The 18897-nt window shown below is 66.1% G+C and carries 16 protein-coding genes; 11 read left to right on the top strand and 5 right to left on the bottom strand.

Translation table 11 applies throughout. The features are described from left to right. The first annotated feature begins 40 nt into the window (after nt 1–40). From IB232_RS18855 to IB232_RS18840, 4 genes are all read left to right on the top strand, one after another. Nucleotides 41–856 (top strand): rhodanese-like domain-containing protein, encoded by an 816-nt coding sequence (locus IB232_RS18855; protein ID WP_192400124.1) that lies wholly within the window; start codon nt 41–43, stop codon nt 854–856. 8 nt (nt 857–864) lie between these two features. Further along, nucleotides 865–1731: an archaetidylserine decarboxylase gene (asd, locus tag IB232_RS18850; protein WP_192400319.1), complete on the top strand. Its 867-nt coding sequence runs from the start codon at nt 865–867 to the stop codon at nt 1729–1731. Nucleotides 1732–1935: 204 nt separating this feature from the next. After that, nucleotides 1936–3750 (top strand): molecular chaperone, encoded by a 1815-nt coding sequence (locus IB232_RS18845; protein ID WP_192400123.1) that lies wholly within the window; start codon nt 1936–1938, stop codon nt 3748–3750. A gap of 66 nt (nt 3751–3816) precedes the next feature. Then, the gene (locus IB232_RS18840; protein ID WP_192400122.1) at nt 3817–5883 is read left to right on the top strand and encodes an EAL domain-containing protein; all 2067 of its coding nucleotides are present in this window, start codon (nt 3817–3819) and stop codon (nt 5881–5883) included. A 53-nt stretch (nt 5884–5936) separates the two neighbouring features. Here the strand turns inward: IB232_RS18840 and serB are convergent, their stop codons facing one another. Next, complete coding sequence (gene serB, locus IB232_RS18835) at nt 5937–7151, bottom strand: phosphoserine phosphatase SerB (RefSeq protein WP_225592422.1); 1215 nt, start codon at nt 7149–7151, stop codon at nt 5937–5939. A gap of 146 nt (nt 7152–7297) precedes the next feature. Here serB and IB232_RS18830 point away from each other — a divergent pair, with 146 nt between their 5' ends. Continuing rightward, nucleotides 7298–8857 carry a histidine kinase gene (locus tag IB232_RS18830; protein ID WP_192400120.1) on the top strand — a complete coding sequence of 520 codons (1560 nt, stop codon included), beginning with the start codon at nt 7298–7300 and terminating at the stop codon, nt 8855–8857. After that, a complete protein-coding gene (locus tag IB232_RS18825) occupies nt 8854–9396 on the top strand; it encodes a metal-dependent hydrolase (RefSeq protein WP_192400119.1) in 543 nt (180 codons plus the stop codon). The genes IB232_RS18830 and IB232_RS18825 overlap by 4 nt, the downstream gene beginning before the upstream one ends. Here the strand turns inward: IB232_RS18825 and waaA are convergent. Then, entirely contained in the window at nt 9370–10644 is a 1275-nt protein-coding gene (waaA, locus tag IB232_RS18820; protein WP_192400118.1) for a lipid IV(A) 3-deoxy-D-manno-octulosonic acid transferase, read from the bottom strand. The two genes, IB232_RS18825 and waaA, sit on opposite strands and share 27 nt — an antisense overlap. 58 nt (nt 10645–10702) lie before the next feature. Between waaA and IB232_RS18815 the strand changes: the two genes are divergently transcribed. The 4 genes from IB232_RS18815 to IB232_RS18800 all read left to right on the top strand — a co-directional run bounded on the left by IB232_RS18815 (nt 10703) and on the right by IB232_RS18800 (nt 14039). Further along, nucleotides 10703–11035 (top strand): DMT family transporter, encoded by a 333-nt coding sequence (locus tag IB232_RS18815; protein ID WP_192400117.1) that lies wholly within the window; start codon nt 10703–10705, stop codon nt 11033–11035. Nucleotides 11036–11080: 45 nt separating this feature from the next. Next, the gene (locus IB232_RS18810; RefSeq protein ID WP_192400116.1) at nt 11081–12256 is read left to right on the top strand and encodes an NAD(P)/FAD-dependent oxidoreductase; all 1176 of its coding nucleotides are present in this window, start codon (nt 11081–11083) and stop codon (nt 12254–12256) included. Continuing rightward, on the top strand, nt 12253–13050 hold the full coding sequence (locus IB232_RS18805; protein ID WP_192400115.1) for an aldo/keto reductase: 798 nt from the start codon (nt 12253–12255) through the stop codon (nt 13048–13050). Before IB232_RS18810 ends, IB232_RS18805 begins: the two co-directional genes overlap by 4 nt. Nucleotides 13051–13133: 83 nt before the next feature. Continuing rightward, complete coding sequence (locus IB232_RS18800; protein WP_192400114.1) at nt 13134–14039, top strand: metal ABC transporter ATPase; 906 nt, start codon at nt 13134–13136, stop codon at nt 14037–14039. Between the two features lie 33 nt (nt 14040–14072). Here the strand turns inward: IB232_RS18800 and hldE are convergent, their stop codons facing one another. Together hldE and msbA are read right to left on the bottom strand one after the other, a co-directional pair. Next, the gene (gene hldE, locus IB232_RS18795) at nt 14073–15494 is read right to left on the bottom strand and encodes a bifunctional D-glycero-beta-D-manno-heptose-7-phosphate kinase/D-glycero-beta-D-manno-heptose 1-phosphate adenylyltransferase HldE (protein WP_192400113.1); all 1422 of its coding nucleotides are present in this window, start codon (nt 15492–15494) and stop codon (nt 14073–14075) included. 147 nt (nt 15495–15641) lie between these two features. Beyond that, nucleotides 15642–17468 carry a lipid A export permease/ATP-binding protein MsbA gene (gene msbA, locus IB232_RS18790; RefSeq protein WP_192400112.1) on the bottom strand — a complete coding sequence of 609 codons (1827 nt, stop codon included), beginning with the start codon at nt 17466–17468 and terminating at the stop codon, nt 15642–15644. Nucleotides 17469–17503: 35 nt separating this feature from the next. On the opposite strand from msbA, the gene IB232_RS18785 reads away from it, so the two are divergent. Continuing rightward, on the top strand, nt 17504–18118 hold the full coding sequence (locus tag IB232_RS18785; RefSeq protein ID WP_192400111.1) for a toluene tolerance protein: 615 nt from the start codon (nt 17504–17506) through the stop codon (nt 18116–18118). Here the strand turns inward: IB232_RS18785 and IB232_RS18780 are convergent. Continuing rightward, on the bottom strand, nt 18088–18888 hold the full coding sequence (locus tag IB232_RS18780; protein ID WP_192400110.1) for a lipopolysaccharide core biosynthesis protein: 801 nt from the start codon (nt 18886–18888) through the stop codon (nt 18088–18090). The two genes, IB232_RS18785 and IB232_RS18780, sit on opposite strands and share 31 nt — an antisense overlap. Nucleotides 18889–18897: the final 9 nt, after the last annotated feature.

The following is an 18897-nucleotide window of genomic DNA, read 5'->3' as shown; positions in this document are numbered from 1 at the left end:
TCCGCTACAATCCGTCCTTTCCCATTTCCGGAGGCTCCGCATGCCCGCCTTCTCCGGCCTGCCGCTGGTGATCGAGCCGGCCGACCTGGCTACCCGCCTGCAGGCACCCGAGCTGATTCTGGTCGACCTGAGCCCGGCGGCCCGCTATGCCGAGGGGCACATACCCGGCGCCCGCTGGGTCGACAGCAAGCGCACCCAGCTGGGCCAGCCGCCGGCGCCCGGTCTGTTGCCGGAGCAGGCGCAGCTGGAGGCCCTGTTCGGTGAGCTGGGCCACAACGCCAACGCGGTCTACGTGGTGTATGACGACGAGGGCGGCGGCTGGGCCGGACGCTTCATCTGGCTGCTCGACGTGATCGGCCACGGCCGTTACCACTTCCTCAACGGCGGTCTGCAGGCCTGGCTGAGCGAAGACCGTGAACTGAGCCAGACGACTCCGCCGGCCGCCGCCGGCCTTGCGCACCTGACCCTGCATGACGGCCCCACCGCCAGCCGCGCCTATCTGCAGCGCCGCCTGGGTGCAACCGACCTGGCGGTATGGGATGCCCGCTCGCCAGCCGAATTCAGCGGCGAAAAGGTGCTCGCCGCACGCGGCGGCCACGTGCCCGGCGCGGTCAACTTCGAGTGGACCGCCGGCATGGACCCGCAGCGCGGTCTGCGCATCCGTGCCGACATGGCCGAGGTCCTGGAAGGCCTTGGCATTACCAAGGACAAGGAAGTGATTACCCATTGCCAGACCCATCGCCGCTCCGGCTTCACCTACCTGGTGGCCAAGGCGCTGGGCTATCCGCGAGTCAAGGCCTATGCCGGCTCCTGGTCCGAATGGGGCAATCTGCCCGACACCCCGATCGAACATTGATGCAAGGAATACCGATGAAACAGCGCCTGTTTATCCTCAGCCAGTACCTGCTGCCGCACCACCTGCTGTCACGCCTGATCGGCTTCGCCGCCGAGTGCCGCGCCGCCTGGTTCAAGGATCGCCTGATCGGCTGGTTCGCCAAGCAGTACCAGGTCAACATGGCCGAGGCCCAAGTCGAGGAGCTGACTGCCTACGAGCACTTCAACGCCTTCTTCACCCGCGCCCTGAAAGACGGCGCCCGCCCGCTGGACGAGACACCCGGCGCCGTGCTCTGCCCGGCCGACGGCGCGATCAGCCAGCTCGGCCCGATCGAGCAGGGTCGCTGCTTCCAGGCCAAGGGCCACAGCTTCAGCGTGCAGGAGCTGCTCGGCGGCGATGCCGAGCGCGCCGCTCCATTCATGGGCGGCGACTTCGCCACCGTCTACCTGTCGCCCAAGGACTATCACCGCGTGCACATGCCGCTGGCCGGCACGCTGAAGGAGATGGTCTATGTGCCGGGACGCCTGTTCTCGGTCAACCAGACCACCGCGGAGAACGTGCCAGAGCTGTTCGCCCGCAACGAGCGCGTGGTCTGCCTGTTCGATACCGAGCGCGGCCCGATGGCCGTGGTGCTGGTCGGCGCCATGATCGTCGCCAGCGTCGAGACGGTCTGGGCCGGCCTGGTGACTCCGCCCAAGCGCGAGCTGAAGACCACCCGTTACGACGAGGCCGCCCGCGCCGCCATCGAGCTGAGCAAAGGCGGCGAACTGGGCCGCTTCAAACTGGGCTCCACCGCCATCGTGCTGTTCGGGCCGAAACAGGTGCAGTGGGCCGAGGGCGTGGTCGCCGGCAGCCCGGTACGCATGGGCCAGGCGCTGGCCCTGCCGCGCAGCTGAGCCTTCTCGCCAGGCTGCTGCCAGGGAATCGGCGGCGGCCTCGGCGAAACGGCTTAAGGAACATCCAGAGGAGCTCGGAGTCCGAATCAGCAAGACTCCGCAATTGTCCCGAGCAGGGCTGCGGCCCTGCCGCGATGCTGCTAGAGTTCCGAAAAAACCCGGTGGCCAGGACGCCGCCCCGCCAGTTACGGACCTCACCCTGGTATGGATAAACAGAGCCCTCACCTGCTCCTTCGCGTCCCCACTCCTGACAGACAGGGCCTGTCCTTCTGTGATGCCAACCCGCGCGAGCTGAAGCGCTGGATCGCCGCTCTGCCCAAGGCCAACATCGGCGAGACCGCGCGCCAGCTGTACCAGAGCCTGATCGAGCTGAACCAGCTGATCACGCCCAGCGACAACCGCCTGCAACTGCTCGAACTGCTGCGCCCCGAGGTGTACTTCGTCACCAGCCATCTGGAGCGCCACTTCCTCAATCAGTCCATCGTGCTCGATGAGCGTCCGCGCAAGGTGGCCAACCTGTGCCAGGCCCTGCAGAACCACATGGCCATCGGCTACAAGCTGATCATCACCCAGGAACTGCCACGCTTCGCCAAGGAGCGCGCACAGCTGCTGACCGTTGCCCTGCAGCGTGCCAGCCATGCCCTGTGCGGCCCACTGATGCGCGCCAGTCAGCTGTACTGCCCGGTCCCCGAAGGCCTGTGGCTGGAACTGCACCAGCTGTACCGCATCGCTCGCCTGCATGGCCTGCAGCAGGTACAGGTGCGCGATGGCCTGGCCCGCAATGGCAAGAGCCTTAGCCAGGAGCAGATCTACCTCGGCGCCTTGCTGCTCGGCTGCGCGCGCTGCAATCAGATGCGCCAGAGTGGCATTGCGCGCCTGGCCGAGGCCCTGGAAAGCTGGAGCTCGCTAGCCAGCCTGCACCGCGCCGATGATCCGAACAGCCTGTTCGCCATCGCCCCGCAACTGGATGGCCCGCCCCGCTACAAGTCGCTGTTCGGTGACGCCGAACTGCACAACCTGCTGGGCCTCGATCCGCATGCGCTGGTTGATGCCCTCAAGGAACATCTCCTGCTGCCGCCGGACAGCAGCGAACCACGCCGCCTGCAGGTACCCGAAGGCATGCCGCCGGACCTGCTGCAGCACCTGGCCTCGGCCTGGGGCGACATCGCCGAGCGCACCTTCCAGCGCAACCCGGGCCGCGGCAGCCTGACCCTGTGCATCGGCATGTCGGCCGTGCACTTCAATCTGGCCGGCAAGCGCAGCTTCTCCGAGGTACTGAAGCACGAGGAGGCGCCGCGCAGCGCCCAGTTCAAGGCCAACAAACTGGGCTCGGGCAGCGGCCCGGATGTCTGGGCAGTGGCCTTCGATGCCCAACGCGAGAGCCAATGGGAACACGGCATTCCCATGGAGGAGATCCAGTACAAGTCCGCGAAGGCCGGGGAGCAACCCGTCGAGGAAGTGACGGACGCCTATCCCAGCTACGAGCTGCCTATCGTTAATCACAGCCCGGGCGGTTATTGCCTGAGCTGGCCCAAGGAAGTCCCGGTGCAGCTGCAGGCGGGCGAACTGCTGGGCACCCAGGACGCCCCCGATCAGGGCTGGAGCGTGGCGCTGGTGCGCTGGATCCGCCAGGTACGCGGCGGCGGTACCCAGATGGGCATCGAGTTGATCGCGCCCCATGCACAGCCTTGCGGTGTCCAACTGGTACGCAAGAGCGAACAGAACAGCCAGTACCTGCGTGCCCTGCTGCTGCCGGAGATTCGCGTGATCTCGCGCCCGGCTACGCTGATCACACCTCGCCTGCCCTTCCAGGAGAGCAACAAGGTGGTGATCAACCACAATGGCGACGAAACCCGCGCCATACTCAGTCGCAAGCAGACCAGCACCGGCAGTTTCAGCCAGTTCGAGTACCGCGCACTGGACGAGACCAAGGCCCCATCCGGGACCTCCGTCACAGCACCGAAGGAGCCTGGCAAGGGCGGGGATGAAGACTTTGACTCACTCTGGAAGTCGCTGTAGATTGCCGGAACAGACCATCCGTCGCCTTTTTGCGCCCGCTCTTCGGCGCCTTCCAAGCAAAACCTCATGGCCATCGAAAAAAAAACCATACGGCTGCTGATCCTCGAGGATTCGCAGAACGAGGCCGAACGCCTGGTCAGCCTGTTCCGCAATGCCGGACGAGCCACCCGCGTTCACCGCATCACGTCCAGCGATAATCTGGCAGAAGCCCTGCAACAGAGCTGGGATCTACTGATCAGCGCGCCGACCAGCGAACACATCGACCCCAACGAAGCGATCACCGCCATCCGCCGTCAGGCCAAGGATATTCCGGTGATCCAGCTGGTGGCCGACAACGAGTCCGATGCCATCACCGAAGCCCTGATGCTCGGCGCCCAGGACGCCCTGCCGCAAGGCGATGACGAACGCCTGATTCTGGTGGCCAATCGCGAGCTGGCCAACCTCGAGGAGCGCCGTGCCCGCCGCGCCGCCGAAGTGGCCCTGCGCGAAGCCGAGAAGCGCTGCCAGCTGCTGCTGGACAGCTCGGTGGACGCCATCACCTACGTCCACGACGGCATGCACATCTATGCCAACCGCGCCTATCTCAAGCTGTTCGACTACGAAGACGCGGACGAGCTGGAAGGCATGCCGATGATCGACCTGATCGCCGGCGAGGATCAGACCCGTTTCAAGGACTTCCTGAAGAGCTATGCCAACGGAGAGGGCAGTGCCGAACTCAGCTGCGGCGGAGTCAAGCCCGATGGCCAGCGCTTCGCAGCACGCATGTCGTTTTCCCCGGCCACCTATGACGGCGAGCCGTGCATCCAGGTGGTGATCCGCGCCGAGAACGACAACGCCGAACTCGAAGAGCGACTGCGTGAGATCAGTAGCCAAGACCTGGTCACCGGCCTGTATAACCGCCCGTATTTCCTTGAGCTGATGGATACGGCGGCGCAGCGGGCGATCACCGAGGGCCAGGTCGCCAGCCTCGGATACATCCGCATCGACCGCTACAGCGAGGTGATAAGCGAGGTTGGCCTGGCCGGCATCGACCTGCTGCTGACCGACCTCGCCACCATGTTGCGCAATCATTTCGGTGAGGCCGGCCAACTGGCACGCTTCGGCGATGACGTGTTCACCGTTCTGCTGGCGGGCATGGCGCCCCAGCAGAGCCAGGAGCAGCTGGCCGGCCTACTGAAGAAGGCCGAGGGACACCTGTTCGATATCGCCGGGCGCACCGTACAGACCACCCTGTCGATCGGCGTCGCCGGCCTCAGTGAGCAGACCAGCAAAGCCCAGGAAGTCATCGATCGTGCGCACCGCTGCGCCGATGAAATCGAAGCCAACGGCATCAAGATTTACAACCCGGCCGACGAGCTGGCCGCTGCGGCCAATCGTGGCAACCTGGTGGCCATGGTCCAGCAGGCGCTGGATAACAACAGCTTCCGCCTGCTGTTCCAACCGATCATCAGCCTGCGCGGCGACAGTGACGAGCACTACGAGGTGCTGCTGCGCCTGCTCAGTCCGCAGGGCGAAGAAGTGCCGGCGGCGGACTTCCTCGCCGCCGCCAAGGACGCCGGCCTGGCCGAGAAGATCGACCGTTGGGTGGTGCTCAACTCGGTCAAGCTGCTCTCCGAGCACCGCAGCAAGGGCCACAACACCCGCCTGTTCGTGCACCTGTCGGCCAACAGCTTGCAGGACCAGACCCTGCTGCCCTGGCTCAGCGTGGCGCTCAAGGCGGCGCGCCTGCCGTCGGACTCGCTGGTGTTCCAGATCAGCGAACCGGACGCGGTGGCCTACCTCAAGCAGGCCAAGGCCCTCACCCAGGGCTTGGCTGAGCTGCACTGCAAGGTCGCCCTCGGCCAGTTCGGCTGCGCCATCAATCCGTTCAATACGCTCAAGCACCTCCATGTGGACTTCGTGAAGGTCGACGGCTCCTTCTCCCAGGACCTGTCCAGCGCGGAGAACCAGGAGGCGCTGAAGACGCTGCTGGCCAGCCTGCACGCCCAGGCCAAGCTGACCATCGTACCCTGCGTGGAGAGCGCCACCGTACTGGCGACCCTCTGGCAGGCCGGGGTCAACTACATCCAGGGCCATTACCTGCAGGGCCCGAGCCAGTCGATGGATTACGACTTCTCCGCCGGCGACGAATAATCCCGCCCCACAAAAAAGCCCCGCGATCGCGGGGCTTTTTCATTGCAGTTCGATCAGTCCTGGCCGTCGCGATCACGGAAGCCGAGCAGATAGAGGATGCCATCCAGGCCCAGGGTGGAAATCGCCTGCTTGGCCGACTGCTTGACCAGCGGCTTGGCGCGGAAGGCCACGCCGAGACCGGCCAGGCCGAGCATCGGCAGGTCGTTGGCGCCATCGCCCACGGCGATGGTCTGCTCCAGGCGCAGGCCTTCCTTCTCGGCCAGCTCGCGCAACAGATCGGCCTTGCGCTGGGCATCGACGATAGGCTCGATCGCCACGCCGGTGACCTTGCCATCGACTATCTGCAGCTCGTTGGCAAACACATAGTCGATGCCCAGCTTGGCCTGCAGCTGCCTGGCGAAATAGGTGAAGCCGCCTGAGAGAATGGCGGTCTTGTAGCCCAGGCGCTTGAGCTCGGCGAACAGCACTTCGGCGCCCTCGGTCAGGCGCAGCGAGGCGCCGATCTCGGCCAGTACGGTTTCCGGCAGCCCCTGCAGTAGCGCCATGCGCTCCTTGAAGCTGGCGCGGAAATCCAGCTCGCCACGCATGGCACGCTCGGTAATCTCGGACACCTTGTCGCCGACGCCATGCGCCTTGGCCAGCTCGTCGATGACTTCCGCCTCAATCAGCGTGGAATCCATGTCGAACACCGCCAGGCGGCGATTGCGGCGGAACACCGAGTCGCGCTGGAAGGCGATGTCGACATCGAGTTCCTGGGCCACGCTAAGGAACTCGGCGCGCAGCGCGTCGACATCGGCCGGCTCGCCGCGCACGGAGAACTCGATGCAGCCCTTGCCCTGATCCGCCGGCATGTCCAGCGGCATGCGCCCGGACAGGCGATCGATATGGTCGATGTTCAAGCCGTACTTGGCGGTGATCGAACTGACCCGCTGCAGCTGCTCGGCGGTGACCTTGCGGGTCAGCAGCGTGACCATGTAGCGGGTCTTGCCCTGGCCGCCGACCCACTGCTGGTAGTCCGCCTCGGAGACGGGGGTGAAGCGCACCTGCTGGTCCAGTTCGTAGCCGGTGAACAGCACGTCCTTGAGCACCGAGGAGGCCTGCTCGGTATCCGGGATCTCGACCAGGATGCCGAACGACAGGGTGTCGTGGATCACCGCCTGGCCGATATCGAGGATGTTCACCCCGCCCTGCGCCAGCACGCCGGTGATGGCCGCGGTCAGGCCCGGGCGATCTTCCCCGGTGATGTTGATCAGGACGATTTCGCGCAAGGCGCACACTCCAGCTTGCAAATGGGTCAGCGAAAAGGCGCACATTCTAACCCGTTTCGCCCGGCCCATGGCACGGGCGGCGCTTTGCCCGCCTGGGGGTGGTGGTTATACTGCGCGGCAATTCCAGTCGATAAGAGCCGCGCTCTGTGAACCGGCCCGTTCAGGTCAAGCCCGACAATTTCTTCCTGCTGCTGTTCAATGCCCTGCGCCAGCGCCGCGTGCCGCTCGCCCTGCGCATTGCCAGCCACAGTCTGCTGCTGGTCGCCCTGGCGCTGGTGATCTACGCCTGGGTGATGGGCATGCAGTTCAAGCAGGCCATGCAGCAGCAGGCCGACGCCCTCGGCCAGAGCCTGACCGTGCAGACCGCCGCCTCGGCCACCGAGCTGCTGGTGTCCAACGACATCCTCAGCCTCAACGTGCTGCTCAGCAACCTGGCGAAGAACCCGCTGGTGGCCCATGCCGCCATCTACAGCGTGGACAACCGCATCCTCGCCGAGGCCGGATCGCGCCCGACCCAGAGCATCCTCGGCGAAGCCGACGGACTGTACTCCACTCCGATCACCTTCCAGGAAGTGATCGCCGGCCAGTTGCGCATCAGCCTGGACATGCAGCAGTTCCAGCAACCGATGACCATCAGTCTGCAGAGCATGGGCCTGCTCAGCCTGATCCTGCTGGCCCTGGCCATGTCCCTGAGCCTACGCCTCGGCCGGCATATCTCCACGCCGCTGATGCAGTTGCGCGTGTGGCTGCGCGATCCGGACGACCCCGCTCCCGGCGCCGGCCGCCAGGACGAGATCGGCGACCTCGCCCGCCAGCTACAGGCTCGCCTGGTACCGGAGAAGCCGGAACCCGAGCCACAGCTCGAAGAGCATGATGAGTACGCCGACCTCGATCTGCATGACGAGCAGGACTTCCACGAGGACGAGCCGCGCGAACCGGGCTTCGACGTATCGAACCTGCGCGCCGACAGCGACGACTACCAGGACGAATTCGCCGCACCGGCGCCACGCCCTGCGCCGACCGTACGCCACGACGAAGACGATCCTTTCGCCGACCTGCGCGATCTGCATCAGGATGTCCAGGAGCCAGAGCCTGAGCCGCTGCCGCCACCGGTCACTGCGTTCGAGCCGCAAGAGCAGATCTGCAGCGCCGTGCTGGCCATCCAGCTGGGCGCCCAGGAGCAGCTGCGTCATCTGCCGCGCGCGCGCCTGATGGAACTGCTGCAGCGCTACCGCGACTGCCTGGAACAGGCCGCCGCGCTGTATCAGGGCAAGCTGTTCACCCTCAACGACGGCAGCAGCCTGCTGCTGTTCGACAGCGCGCAGAGCGGCGAGGACTACCTGACCCACGCCCTGTGCTGCGGCGAGCTGCTGCGCGCCCTAGGCCACGCCCTGCAGATCGAGGTGGCCGACAGCGGCATCACCCTGCAACTGCAGCTGGGCCTGACCCGTAGCGACGAGGAAATCAGCCCGAGCCAGGCCGAGGTGCTACTCAGCGAGGCGGCCCAGGATGCCCTGGCCCTGGCCCAGCACAGCCGCAACCTGCTGCTGGTGCAGCGCAGCGTCGCTGATGACCCCTTGCTGCGCCAGCGCGCGCGCATCCGTGCCATCGCCAGCCCAGAGGGCGCCAGCTGCGTCGAACGCCTGCTCGAGCCCTACCCGTCGCTGCTGGAGCGACAACTGGCGCGCATGCACGAACACTCGTGACCACCCTGATCAGCCACCCGCTGCCGCTGCTGGCACTGGGTGTCGCCCTCGGCCCGCGCATCGTGCCGCCGCGCCTGCTGTTGGCGGGCCTGCTGTTCACCCTGCTGCCGGATACCGATGTGCTGGCCTTCAAGTTCGGCATCGCCTATGCCGACGCCTTCGGCCATCGGGGCTTCAGTCACTCGCTACTATTCGCCGGATTGACAGGAGTGCTTGGCGCCCTGTGCTGCCGCCTGCTCGACTGCGGACCGCTCAGGGCCTTCCTGTGGATCTTCCTGGCCACCGCCTCGCACAGCCTGCTGGATGCCGCTACCGACGGCGGCCTGGGCGTGGCCTGGCTGTGGCCCTGGAGCGAGCAGCGCTTCTTTCTGCCCTGGCGACCGATCGAGGTCTCGCCCTTCGTGCATGGCTTCTTCAGCCAGCGCGGGCTGGACGTGCTGATCTCGGAGGCACGCTGGGTCTGGCTGCCCTGCCTGGCCCTGGCCTGTACCGGTGCGGCCTTGCGCGCGCTGCTACGCCCGCGCCAGCAAGCGCTCTAGCCCACCGAGCAGACGCGCCAGCGCGCCCTGGTTGGCTCGCATCACCGCCAGCCCGGCCGCCGCTCGTTGCTGCGCCTGCGCCGGATCGGCGAACAGCATGCGCAGCGCCGCATGCAACTGGGCCGCATCCTCCACCTCCAACAGATCACCCGCACCACGCAGCTGAGCGGCGATCTCCAGGAAGTTGAACAGATGCGGGCCGCTGAGCAGCGGCTTGCCCAGCGCCGCCGGCTCCAGCAGATTGTGCCCGCCATTGGCGATCAGACTGCCACCGACCAGCGCCAGATCGGCCAGGGCATAGAGGAACAATAGCTCGCCCAGGGTATCGCCGAGCAGCACCTGAACCTCGGCGCCCGGCGCCTCTGCCGTGGAGCGGCGTACCGTGGTGAAACCTTCGCGACGGCACAGCTCGAACACCTGGTCGAAGCGCTCGGGATGGCGCGGTACCAGGATCAGCAGCGCCTCGGGATGCTCGTCGAGCAACCGGCGATGAGCCTGCAGCATCACCTCGTCCTCGCCGGCATGGGTGCTGGCGGCGATCCACACCGGCCGCCTGGCCGCACCCCAGCGCTCACGCAGCGCGGCGGCGCGGCGCGGCAGTTCAGCATCGACGCTGAGATCGAACTTGATCGAGCCGGTCACCTCGACGCACGTCGGGCGAGCACCCAGCTGGCGAAAGCGTTCTGCCTCGACTTCGGTCTGCGCGGCGATCAGATCTAGCTCACCCAGCATCGGCGCGGTGAGCCTGACGAAACGTGCATAGCCGCGCGCCGAGCGCTCGGACAGGCGCGCATTGGCCAGCGCCACCGGAATGCCACGCCGATGGCAGGCGTGGATATGGTTGGGCCACAGCTCAGTCTCCATGATTACCGCCAGCTTCGGTTGCAGGCGATCGAGGAAGCGCGCGCAGGCCCAGTGCAGGTCATACGGCAGGTAGCAATGCTGGATGCGTTCGCCGAACAGCGCCTGGATGCGCTCGGAGCCGGTCGGGGTCATGCAGGTGACGGTGATCGGTAACTCGGGGTGACGCGCCAGCAACTCACGGATCAGCGGCGCGGCGGCGATGCTCTCGCCCAGCGACACGGCGTGGATCCAGATACCGCCGGCCCTGAAGGCCGGTAGGCCGACGGCGAAACGCTCACCGATGCGCGCGCCGTAGGCCGGCGCGCGCCAGGCACGCCATAGCAGGCGCAGGAAGATGAACGGCAGGGCCAGGTGCAGGATCAGGGTGTAGAGGGTTCTATTCATGGGCGCGCAGCTTAGCAAAGGGGCGTGCCACAATGCGCCCCGTCCCAAGGAGAAGCCCATGAGCGGTTATCTGTACCTGGCCATCGCCATCGTCGCCGAAGTCATCGCCACCACCGCGCTCAAGGCCGTGGAGGGCTTCAGCAAACCGCTGCCGCTGATCCTGGTGGTGGTCGGCTATGGCATCGCCTTCTGGATGCTCAGCTTGGTGATGAAGAGCATCCCGGTGGGCGTCACCTACGCCATCTGGTCGGGTTTGGGCATCGTGCTGATCAGTATCGCCGGCCTGTTGATCTACGGCCAGAAGCTCGACTTGGCCGCCCTGGCCGGCATCGGCCTGATCATCGCCGGGGTATTGGTGATCCAGCTGTTCTCCGGCAGCACCGGGCACTGACGGACGCGGGTTATACTGCGCGCCTGTTCCACAGCGAGCCCCGGCATGTCCCAATCCCTCAGCACCGATATCCTGATCGTCGGCGGCGGTATCGCCGGCCTCTGGCTCAATGCCCGCCTGCGCCAGCTCGGCTACTCCACCGTTCTGGTGGAAAGCGCCAGTCTCGGCGGCGGACAGAGTCTGAAGTCCCAGGGCATCATCCATGGCGGCGCCAAGTACGCCCTGCACGGCGCGCTGACCGGCGCCTCGGAAGCCATCGCCGACATGCCGCGACGCTGGCGCGAGGCCGTGGCCGGCAATGGCGAGCTGGACCTCTCCGGCGTGCGCCTGCTGTCCGAGGCCCACTACCTGTGGTCGCCGGGCACCCTGGCCGGCAACCTGACCAGCTTCTTCGCCAGCAAGGCGGTACGCGGCAGGGTCGACCAGGTCAAGGGCGACCAGCTGCCGCCAGCGCTGCAACACCCAAAGTTCAAGGGCAAAGTCTACCGCCTGGCCGAGCTGGTGCTCGACGTGTCCAGCCTGATCACCCGCCTGGCCGAACTGGCTGGCGACAGCCTGCTGGCTGCTCGCGAAATCGCACCGCTGCGTGAGGGCGGGGATGTGATCGGTCTGCAGATCGACGGTCGCGAGATCCGCGCCCAGCGCATCGTGCTCAGTGCCGGCGCCGGCAATGCCGAGTTGCTCGCCAGCCTTGGCCTGGAGCAACCCAGGCAGCAGCTGCGTCCGCTGCACATGGTGCTGGTCAAGGGCCCGAGCCTGAAGCCGCTGTATGCCCACTGCCTGGGCGGCGGGCCGAAGCCGCGCATCACCGTGACCAGCCACCCGGCCGCCGACGGCCAGTGGGTCTGGTACCTGGGCGGCGACATCGCCGAGGCCGATGGCGTGGCCCGCGACGAGGCGGCCCAGATTCGCGCCGCACAGAAGGAACTGGGCGATCTGCTGCCCTGGGTCGACCTGTCCAGCGCCCGCTGGGCCACCCTGCGCGTCGACCGCGCCGAACCGGCGCAGTCCGGGCTGGTACGCCCGGACAACGCCTTCCTCGCCGACCAGGGCCGCCTGCTGGTGGGCTGGCCGACCAAGCTGGCGCTGTCGCCGGACTTCGCCGACCGGGTCATCGCGGCGCTGCAGCGCGACGGTATACAGCCCTTGGCCGGCGAGCCCCTGCCCGCACTGCCACGCCCGCCGCTGGCCAGGCCGGTGTGGGAGGAGCTGCTGCCATGAGCCTGCACGACCTGCACCGCCCGCTGGGCGACAGCGGCCTGATCGTCTCGCCGCTGGGTCTGGGCACGGTCAAGCTGGGCCGCGACCAGGGCGTGAAGTACCCCAACGGCTTCACCATCCCCGATGACGCCGCCGCCCGCGCCCTGCTCGACCAGGCGCGAGGCCTGGGCATCAACCTGATCGACACGGCACCGGCCTACGGTGTCAGCGAGGAGCGCCTCGGCCCGCTGCTGCGCGGCCAGCGTGAGGACTGGGTGATCGTCAGCAAGGTCGGCGAGGAATTCATCGGCGGCCAGTCCAGCTTCGACTTCTCACCGCGCCATGCGCGCTATTCCCTGGAGCGCAGCCTGCAGCGCCTGGAGACCGACCGCATCGACCTGCTGCTGGTCCATTCGGATGGCAACGACGTCGCCATCCTGCGCGAAAGCGGCCTGTACGAGACCCTGGCCGAGCTCAAGCGCGAGGGCAAGATTCGAGCCTTCGGCCTGTCCGGCAAGACCGTGGAAGGGGGCCTGCTGGCCCTGCAGCGGGGCGACTGCGCCATGGTCACCTACAACCTGGCCGAGCAGGGCGAACGCGCCGTGCTCGACCATGCCGCCGCCTATCACAAGGGCATCCTGGTCAAGAAAGCCCTGGCCAGCGGGCATGCGGTACTCGCCGGGGCAGACCCGGTGCGCGCCAGCTTCGAGCTGGTGTTCGGCCACCCCGGCGTCACCGCCGCCATCGTCGGCACCATCAACCCGCAACATCTGGCGGCAAACGCGGCCACCGCCGCCGCGGTGATCCGCGGCTAAACTGCAGGGCTCCGGGCGCGGTCTGAACCGACATACGCCCATCCATCCGCCGCAGCCCCACGGCTGCCGCCTGAGGAGCCGATATGTCGAGACTGCTGGCCCGCAAAGCCCCCGGTCATTTCAAGACGCTGCCGCTGCATGTCGAAGCCAGCGCGGACGCGCTCAGCTACCGCGGCCTCGGCCTGCCGCTGAACTTCGCCCAGATGCTCGAGCGGCGCCGCCCGGTGCAGGTCGCGGACAGCCAGCGCTTCGCCCTGGAGCTGGCCAATCTGGGCGTCTCGGTGCGCCTGACCCTGGCCTGGCAGGGCCGCGACTACTGGCTGCTGGTACGCCAGCAGCGCCCGGATCGCGGCGACGTGGTGCTCAAGCTGATCTCCGGCTATGTACCGGCCCATGAGCTGAACCTGCCGCTGCTCACCGCCATCCAGGAAGTCGCCGAGGAATGCCTGCTCGAAAACGACAGCACCTGGCTGGCTGGCCGCTACGCCGACACCTGGCTGCCGACGCCCTACCAGGGCGCGCTGCGCTACCGCGAGAGCGACCACTTTCGCCTCAGCCCGCTGTCCGGCGCCGCACGCCCGGTGCAATGCGGCAACCTGATGCTGATGGAGCGCCCACGCGCCTACGTGCACCTGCCCACCGCCTCGCTGCAACTGGTCTACGATCTGCGCCTGGAGCTACCGAAGGACTGCCGCCAGCCCAGCCTGTTCCATGTCGATGAGCGCATGGAGGGCGAGGAGCTGGTGGCGCGCCTGGAGCGCCGCCGCCCGGATATCTACCTGCTGCCGCTGCAGCACGGCAAACCCGGTGCCGAGCTGTTCATCCTGCGCAAGGGCACGCTGCTGCCGACCAGCACGCGCGGCATCCGGCTCTCGGAAAGCTTCGCCGCCCAGGACGGCTGGCTGGTGCGCGACGAGCGCATCCACTGGAAGGACTGGCAGGCGCGCCTGAGTCAGGCGGAGAAGGAACCCGGCCGCCTGGCCGGGTAAAGAGAATGCGGCCACCGAGGGTGGCCGCGACTGTCACTTGCTGCGGATCTTCTCGACGATGGCGGTGGTCGAGCTGTTCTCCACCAGCCCCAGCACCCGCACCTCGCCGCCATAGGCGCGCACTATATCGGCGCCGACTACCTGGTCGATGCCGTAGTCGCCGCCCTTCACCAGCACATCAGGCTGTACCGCGCGCAGCAAGTTCTCCGGAGTGTTTTCGCTGAAGCTCACCACCCAGTCCACCGCGCCGAGCCCGGCGAGCACAGCCATGCGTCGGTCCACCGAGTTGATCGGCCGACCGGGGCCCTTGAGGCGCGACACCGAGGCGTCGTCGTTTACCGCCAGCACCAGGCGATCGCCCTGGGCACGAGCCTGCTCCAGGTAGGTCACGTGACCGGCATGCAGAATGTCGAAGCAGCCGTTGGTGAAGACGATCTTCTCGCCATGGGCGCGGGCGTCTTCAATGGCCACCAGCAGCTGCTCCAGGCCCAGCACACCGCGTTCGGAGCCCTGCTCGCGCTGTACCGCGCGGCGCAGTTCAGGGGCGCTGATGGCGGCGGTGCCCAGCTTGCCGACCACGATACCCGCAGCCAGGTTGGCCAGAGCCACGGCCTGCGGCAGGTCCTCGCCGGCGGCGATGGAGGCAGCCAGGGTGGAGATCACCGTATCGCCGGCGCCGGTCACATCGAACACCTCGCGGGCGCGGGCCGGCAGGTGCAGCGGCGCGTGGTCCGGGCGCAGCAGGGTCATGCCATGCTCGCCGCGGGTCACCAGCAGCGCTCCCAGCTCCAGCTCGCGCATCAGCTTGGCGCCCTTGGCCACCAGCTCGGCCTCGTCGGTGCAGGGCCCGACGATGGTCTCGAACTCGTTGAGGTTGGGAGTGATCAGGCTGGCGCCGCGGTAGATGGAAAAATCCTTGCCCTTGGGGTCGGCCAGCACGGCGATGCCGCGGGCGCGAGCGAGCTGGATCAGCGCCTGGTGGTTCTGCAGCGCGCCCTTGCCGTAGTCGGACAGCACCAGCACCTTGACCCCGGAGAGCAGGCCGTCGACGTCCTTGGCCAGGGCAGCGGCATCGGTACGGAAGGGTTCTTCGAAGTCCATGCGCAGCAGTTGCTGGTGACGGCTCATGACGCGCAGCTTGACGATGGTCGGCTGGTCGTCGATGCGCTGGAAGTGCGCCCGTACGCCGGCGGCGTTGAGGCTATCGGTGAGGCTGTTGGCGGCCTCGTCCTCGCCGGTCACGCCCACCAGCAACGCGGGCGCGCCAAGGGCGGCGATGTTCAACGCGACGTTGGCGGCGCCGCCCGGACGATCCTCGATCTGCTCGACCTTGACCACCGGCACCGGCGCTTCCGGCGAGATGCGCGACGTACCGCCATGCCAGTAACGGTCGAGCATGACATCGCCCACCACCAGAACGGGGGCTTGATCGTAACGGGGCATGGACAGCTTCATGGACACTGAACTCTCGACAGGGCAGCAATAAAATCGCCGCGGATCATAGCATGCGAGGCCCGCCGGCCGGCCTCCGCTCGCCCGAACAGCGCCTGGCCGCAAGGGAATTACCGATGACAGGTGCCGTCCGCGCGCGGGACGGCGCTCTTACACGGACTCCTGCTCCAGCGGCTGCTCGCCGCCATCCTCGAACTGCTTGGCATGTAGGCGGGCGTAGTAGCCGTTCTGCGCCAACAGCTCGGCGTGGCTGCCACGCTCGACGATCTCGCCCTGGTCCATCACCAGGATCAGGTCGGCCTTCTCGATGGTGGTCAGACGATGGGCGATCACCAGCGTGGTACGCCCCTTCATTACCTGATCCAGGGCAGCCTGGATGTGGCGCTCGGACTCGGTATCCAGCGCCGAGGTGGCCTCGTCGAGAATCAGCAGCGGAGCGTTTTTCAACAGCGCGCGGGCGATGGCCAGGCGCTGACGCTGGCCACCCGAGAGCAGCACACCGTTCTCGCCGACCAGGGTATCGAAGCCCTGCGGCAGCTTGTCGATGAACTCGGACGCATAGGCCGCCTCGGCCGCCTGGCGCACCTGCTCGAACGGGGCCCCCGCGAGGTCGCCATAGGCGATGTTGTTGGTCACGCTGTCGTTGAACAGGGTGACATGCTGGGTGACCAGGGCGATATGCTGGCGCAGGTTGCGCAGGCGATAGTCCTCGACATCCAGGCCATCGATCAGGATCTGCCCCTGCTCATGGTGATAGAAGCGCGGGATCAGGCTGGCCAGGGTCGACTTGCCGCTGCCGGAGCGACCGACCAGGGCGATCATCTGGCCCGGCTCGGCGACGAAGGAGATATCGCGCAGCACCGGCTTTTCCGCTCCCGGATACTGGAAGCTCAGGTTGCGCACCTCCAGACGGCCGCTGACCCGCTCGCGTTCCTGAGTGCCGTGATCGACCTCGGGCTCCTCGTCGAGCTGCTCGAAGATGCTCTCGGCGCCGGCCACACCCTTTTGGATGGTGGAGCTGACTTCGGATAATTGGCGGATCGGTTTAGGTAGCAAACCTGCCAGCGTGATATAGGCCACCAGATCACCGGTAGAAGCATCTCCACGCAACAGCAAAACCAAGAACATCAGCACGGCCATGGCGCTGTAGATCACCAGTTGCAGGCTCGGGGTATACACCGCGCTGGTTTTGACCATCCGCAGCTGCTTGTCCTTGTTGGCCTCACTGGCTGCCCTGAAGCGCTCCTGCTCATAGCCTTCCCCGCCGAAACTGCGCACCACGCGGTAGCCATGAATGGTCTCGGAAGCCACATGGGTCACATCACCCATGGCTACCTGAATCTTCTTGCTCTGCTTGCGAAACTTCTTGCTGGCACTGCCCACCATCACACCGATCACCGGCAAGATGGCCAGCATGACCAGCGTGAGTCTCCAGTTCATCCATAGCAGGCTGGCGAACAGGAACAACACCGTCATCCCTTCACGCACGACCACCTTGATCGCATCGGTGGCGGCGCCCGTCACCATGGTCACGTTGTAGGTGATGCGGGAGATCAGATGGCCGGAGTTGTGGTTGTCGAAGTAACGATTGGGCAACGTGAGCAGATTGTTGAACAGGGCGATACGCAGGTCCTGCACCAGCCCCATGGAGACCTTGGCCAGGAAGTAGTTACCCAGATACGACCCTAGGCCCTGCCAAACCGCGATCAGCACTATCAACAACGGCACCGCCTGCAGCAGCTTGAGTTCGGCAAGCCAGGCGTAGTCCTTGAGGTAGGGAACCGTAGCGAAGAAACCGGCATCCGGGTTGCTCAAACCGTCAACGAAGAACTTGAGCATGTAGCCCAGCATGGGCTGGGTGGAGGCGAAGATCAGGAAACCCAGGATACTGATGGCGAACAGCCCCCAGTAGGGCACCACGTATTTCAGCAATCGCAGGTAAACCTTCAGGCTGGATTGCTGGGTAGAATTGGCCATGCGGAAAGGCACCATAGACTGGCTAGAGGAACGAGATGCGGATTGTAACAGCGCAGGAACTGGAAAGCTGGCTAGCCAGCGGCAAGGTGCTGGAGAAGGACGCCAAGGGGCCCAAGGTAGTGGCGCTGGAGAACGGCCTTTTGCTGAAAATCTTCCGCAGTCGGCGCCATCCGTTCCTGGCCAGACTGCGCCCCGATGCCAAACGCTTCGCGGAGCGCGCCTCGCGCCTGCAACAGATGGGCATCCAGACACCGCGAATTGAAGAACTGTTCTGGGTAGACAAGGTGCGAGCCGTGAGCGCCTGCCTGTATGCTCCGCTGGCGGGCACACCCCTGGATGGTCAATTCCGCGAGTCCCGCGAGACTTTCATGGCCCTGCTGCCTGAGCTGGCCGCCTACATCCTCAAGCTGCACCAGCTCGGCATCTATTTCCGCTCGCTGCATCTCGGTAACGTCCTGCGCACACCGGATGGCGGCTATGGCCTGATCGACTTCCTGGACATTCGCTTCAAGCGCGCCCCACTGGGACGCCTATTGGTGCGCCGCAATTTCCGCCACCTGCAGAGCTATCTGCAGCGCCGCAAGGTGCAAGGCTTCCCCTGGGAAGAGCTGCTGGCCGCCTACGAGGAGCAGAGCAAGGCATCCAGCTGATCCAGCTCCAGCTTAGGTATCACGCTGGAAGGTAGCCGGCTATTCGGCGACAGGTTATAGACCTGGAAATTCGGGTTGACGACTCGCTCCGCCATCAGCTCGAAGCACGGCAGGATGTAATCCTCATAGTCGCCGTCCAGACGGCTTCTCACCGCCTCACCGCCCTGCTCGTAGAAGCGTCCGAGGCTCGAGTCGAGGTCCATTCCAACGACGAACACCCGGCTGAAGCCAAGGTGATAGGCCAACTGGATACCGGCGTATGGGATGGTACGGCTACTGAAGTAGCCCTTCTCCAGGTTACGGCTGAAGCCGATCCTGTTCGGCTTCTGACGGAACCATGAAAAGCCGCATTCGAGATCCGGGTCCTGGCGCGCGAGGCGCGCAAACTGGCGGTCGCTCAGCGCCTTGCCGTCAACGGGAGGGCGATTGACTCGCTCGAATCGATAGACCGAGCGTCCGCTCAGCGCCTGGGGCTCATAGCCCAGCAGGCTGTCGATGACCCGAGGGCCAAGCGCCAGGTTCTGCGCCTGCTCGATGGCGCGCAGGAGCAACGGCAAGCGGTTGCGCACGAAACTGCTGTCGTCGCACAAATAGAAGAACGGGGCGATGCCCGCTTCGCTCAAGGCGCAGATGGAGCCGTTCAGAGCCAGCATCGGCAAATGCGCGTAGCGCTGCAGCGGGAATGCCTTTGCCGAAGGCCCCGAGGCGATGATGAACAAATCCCCGCGGCAGGTGCCGCGCAACTCGGCAAACGACTTGGCGGCGATCAAGGCCTCGAC

It is taken from the genome of Pseudomonas sp. PDM15, from assembly GCF_014851565.1.
Classification (GTDB): domain Bacteria; phylum Pseudomonadota; class Gammaproteobacteria; order Pseudomonadales; family Pseudomonadaceae; genus Aquipseudomonas.
Note: the sequence above shows the minus strand (reverse complement) of the source record. Positions and strands in the feature narration are given on the sequence as shown.

Excerpts from the sequence above, each read along its gene's own strand:
- IB232_RS18810 (WP_192400116.1), top strand. The coding sequence starts at position 11,081 with ATGTCCCAATCCCTCAGCACCGATATCCTGATCGTCGGCGGCGGTATC.
- IB232_RS18845 (WP_192400123.1), top strand. The coding sequence starts at position 1,936 with ATGGATAAACAGAGCCCTCACCTGCTCCTTCGCGTCCCCACTCCTGAC.
- IB232_RS18815 (WP_192400117.1), top strand. The coding sequence starts at position 10,703 with ATGAGCGGTTATCTGTACCTGGCCATCGCCATCGTCGCCGAAGTCATC.
- IB232_RS18805 (WP_192400115.1), top strand. The coding sequence starts at position 12,253 with ATGAGCCTGCACGACCTGCACCGCCCGCTGGGCGACAGCGGCCTGATC.
- IB232_RS18800 (WP_192400114.1), top strand. The coding sequence starts at position 13,134 with ATGTCGAGACTGCTGGCCCGCAAAGCCCCCGGTCATTTCAAGACGCTG.
- IB232_RS18840 (WP_192400122.1), top strand. The coding sequence starts at position 3,817 with ATGGCCATCGAAAAAAAAACCATACGGCTGCTGATCCTCGAGGATTCG.
- IB232_RS18855 (WP_192400124.1), top strand. The coding sequence starts at position 41 with ATGCCCGCCTTCTCCGGCCTGCCGCTGGTGATCGAGCCGGCCGACCTG.
- msbA (WP_192400112.1), bottom strand. The coding sequence starts at position 17,468 with ATGGCCAATTCTACCCAGCAATCCAGCCTGAAGGTTTACCTGCGATTG.
- hldE (WP_192400113.1), bottom strand. The coding sequence starts at position 15,494 with ATGAAGCTGTCCATGCCCCGTTACGATCAAGCCCCCGTTCTGGTGGTG.
- IB232_RS18785 (WP_192400111.1), top strand. The coding sequence starts at position 17,504 with ATGCGGATTGTAACAGCGCAGGAACTGGAAAGCTGGCTAGCCAGCGGC.
- waaA (WP_192400118.1), bottom strand. The coding sequence starts at position 10,644 with ATGAATAGAACCCTCTACACCCTGATCCTGCACCTGGCCCTGCCGTTC.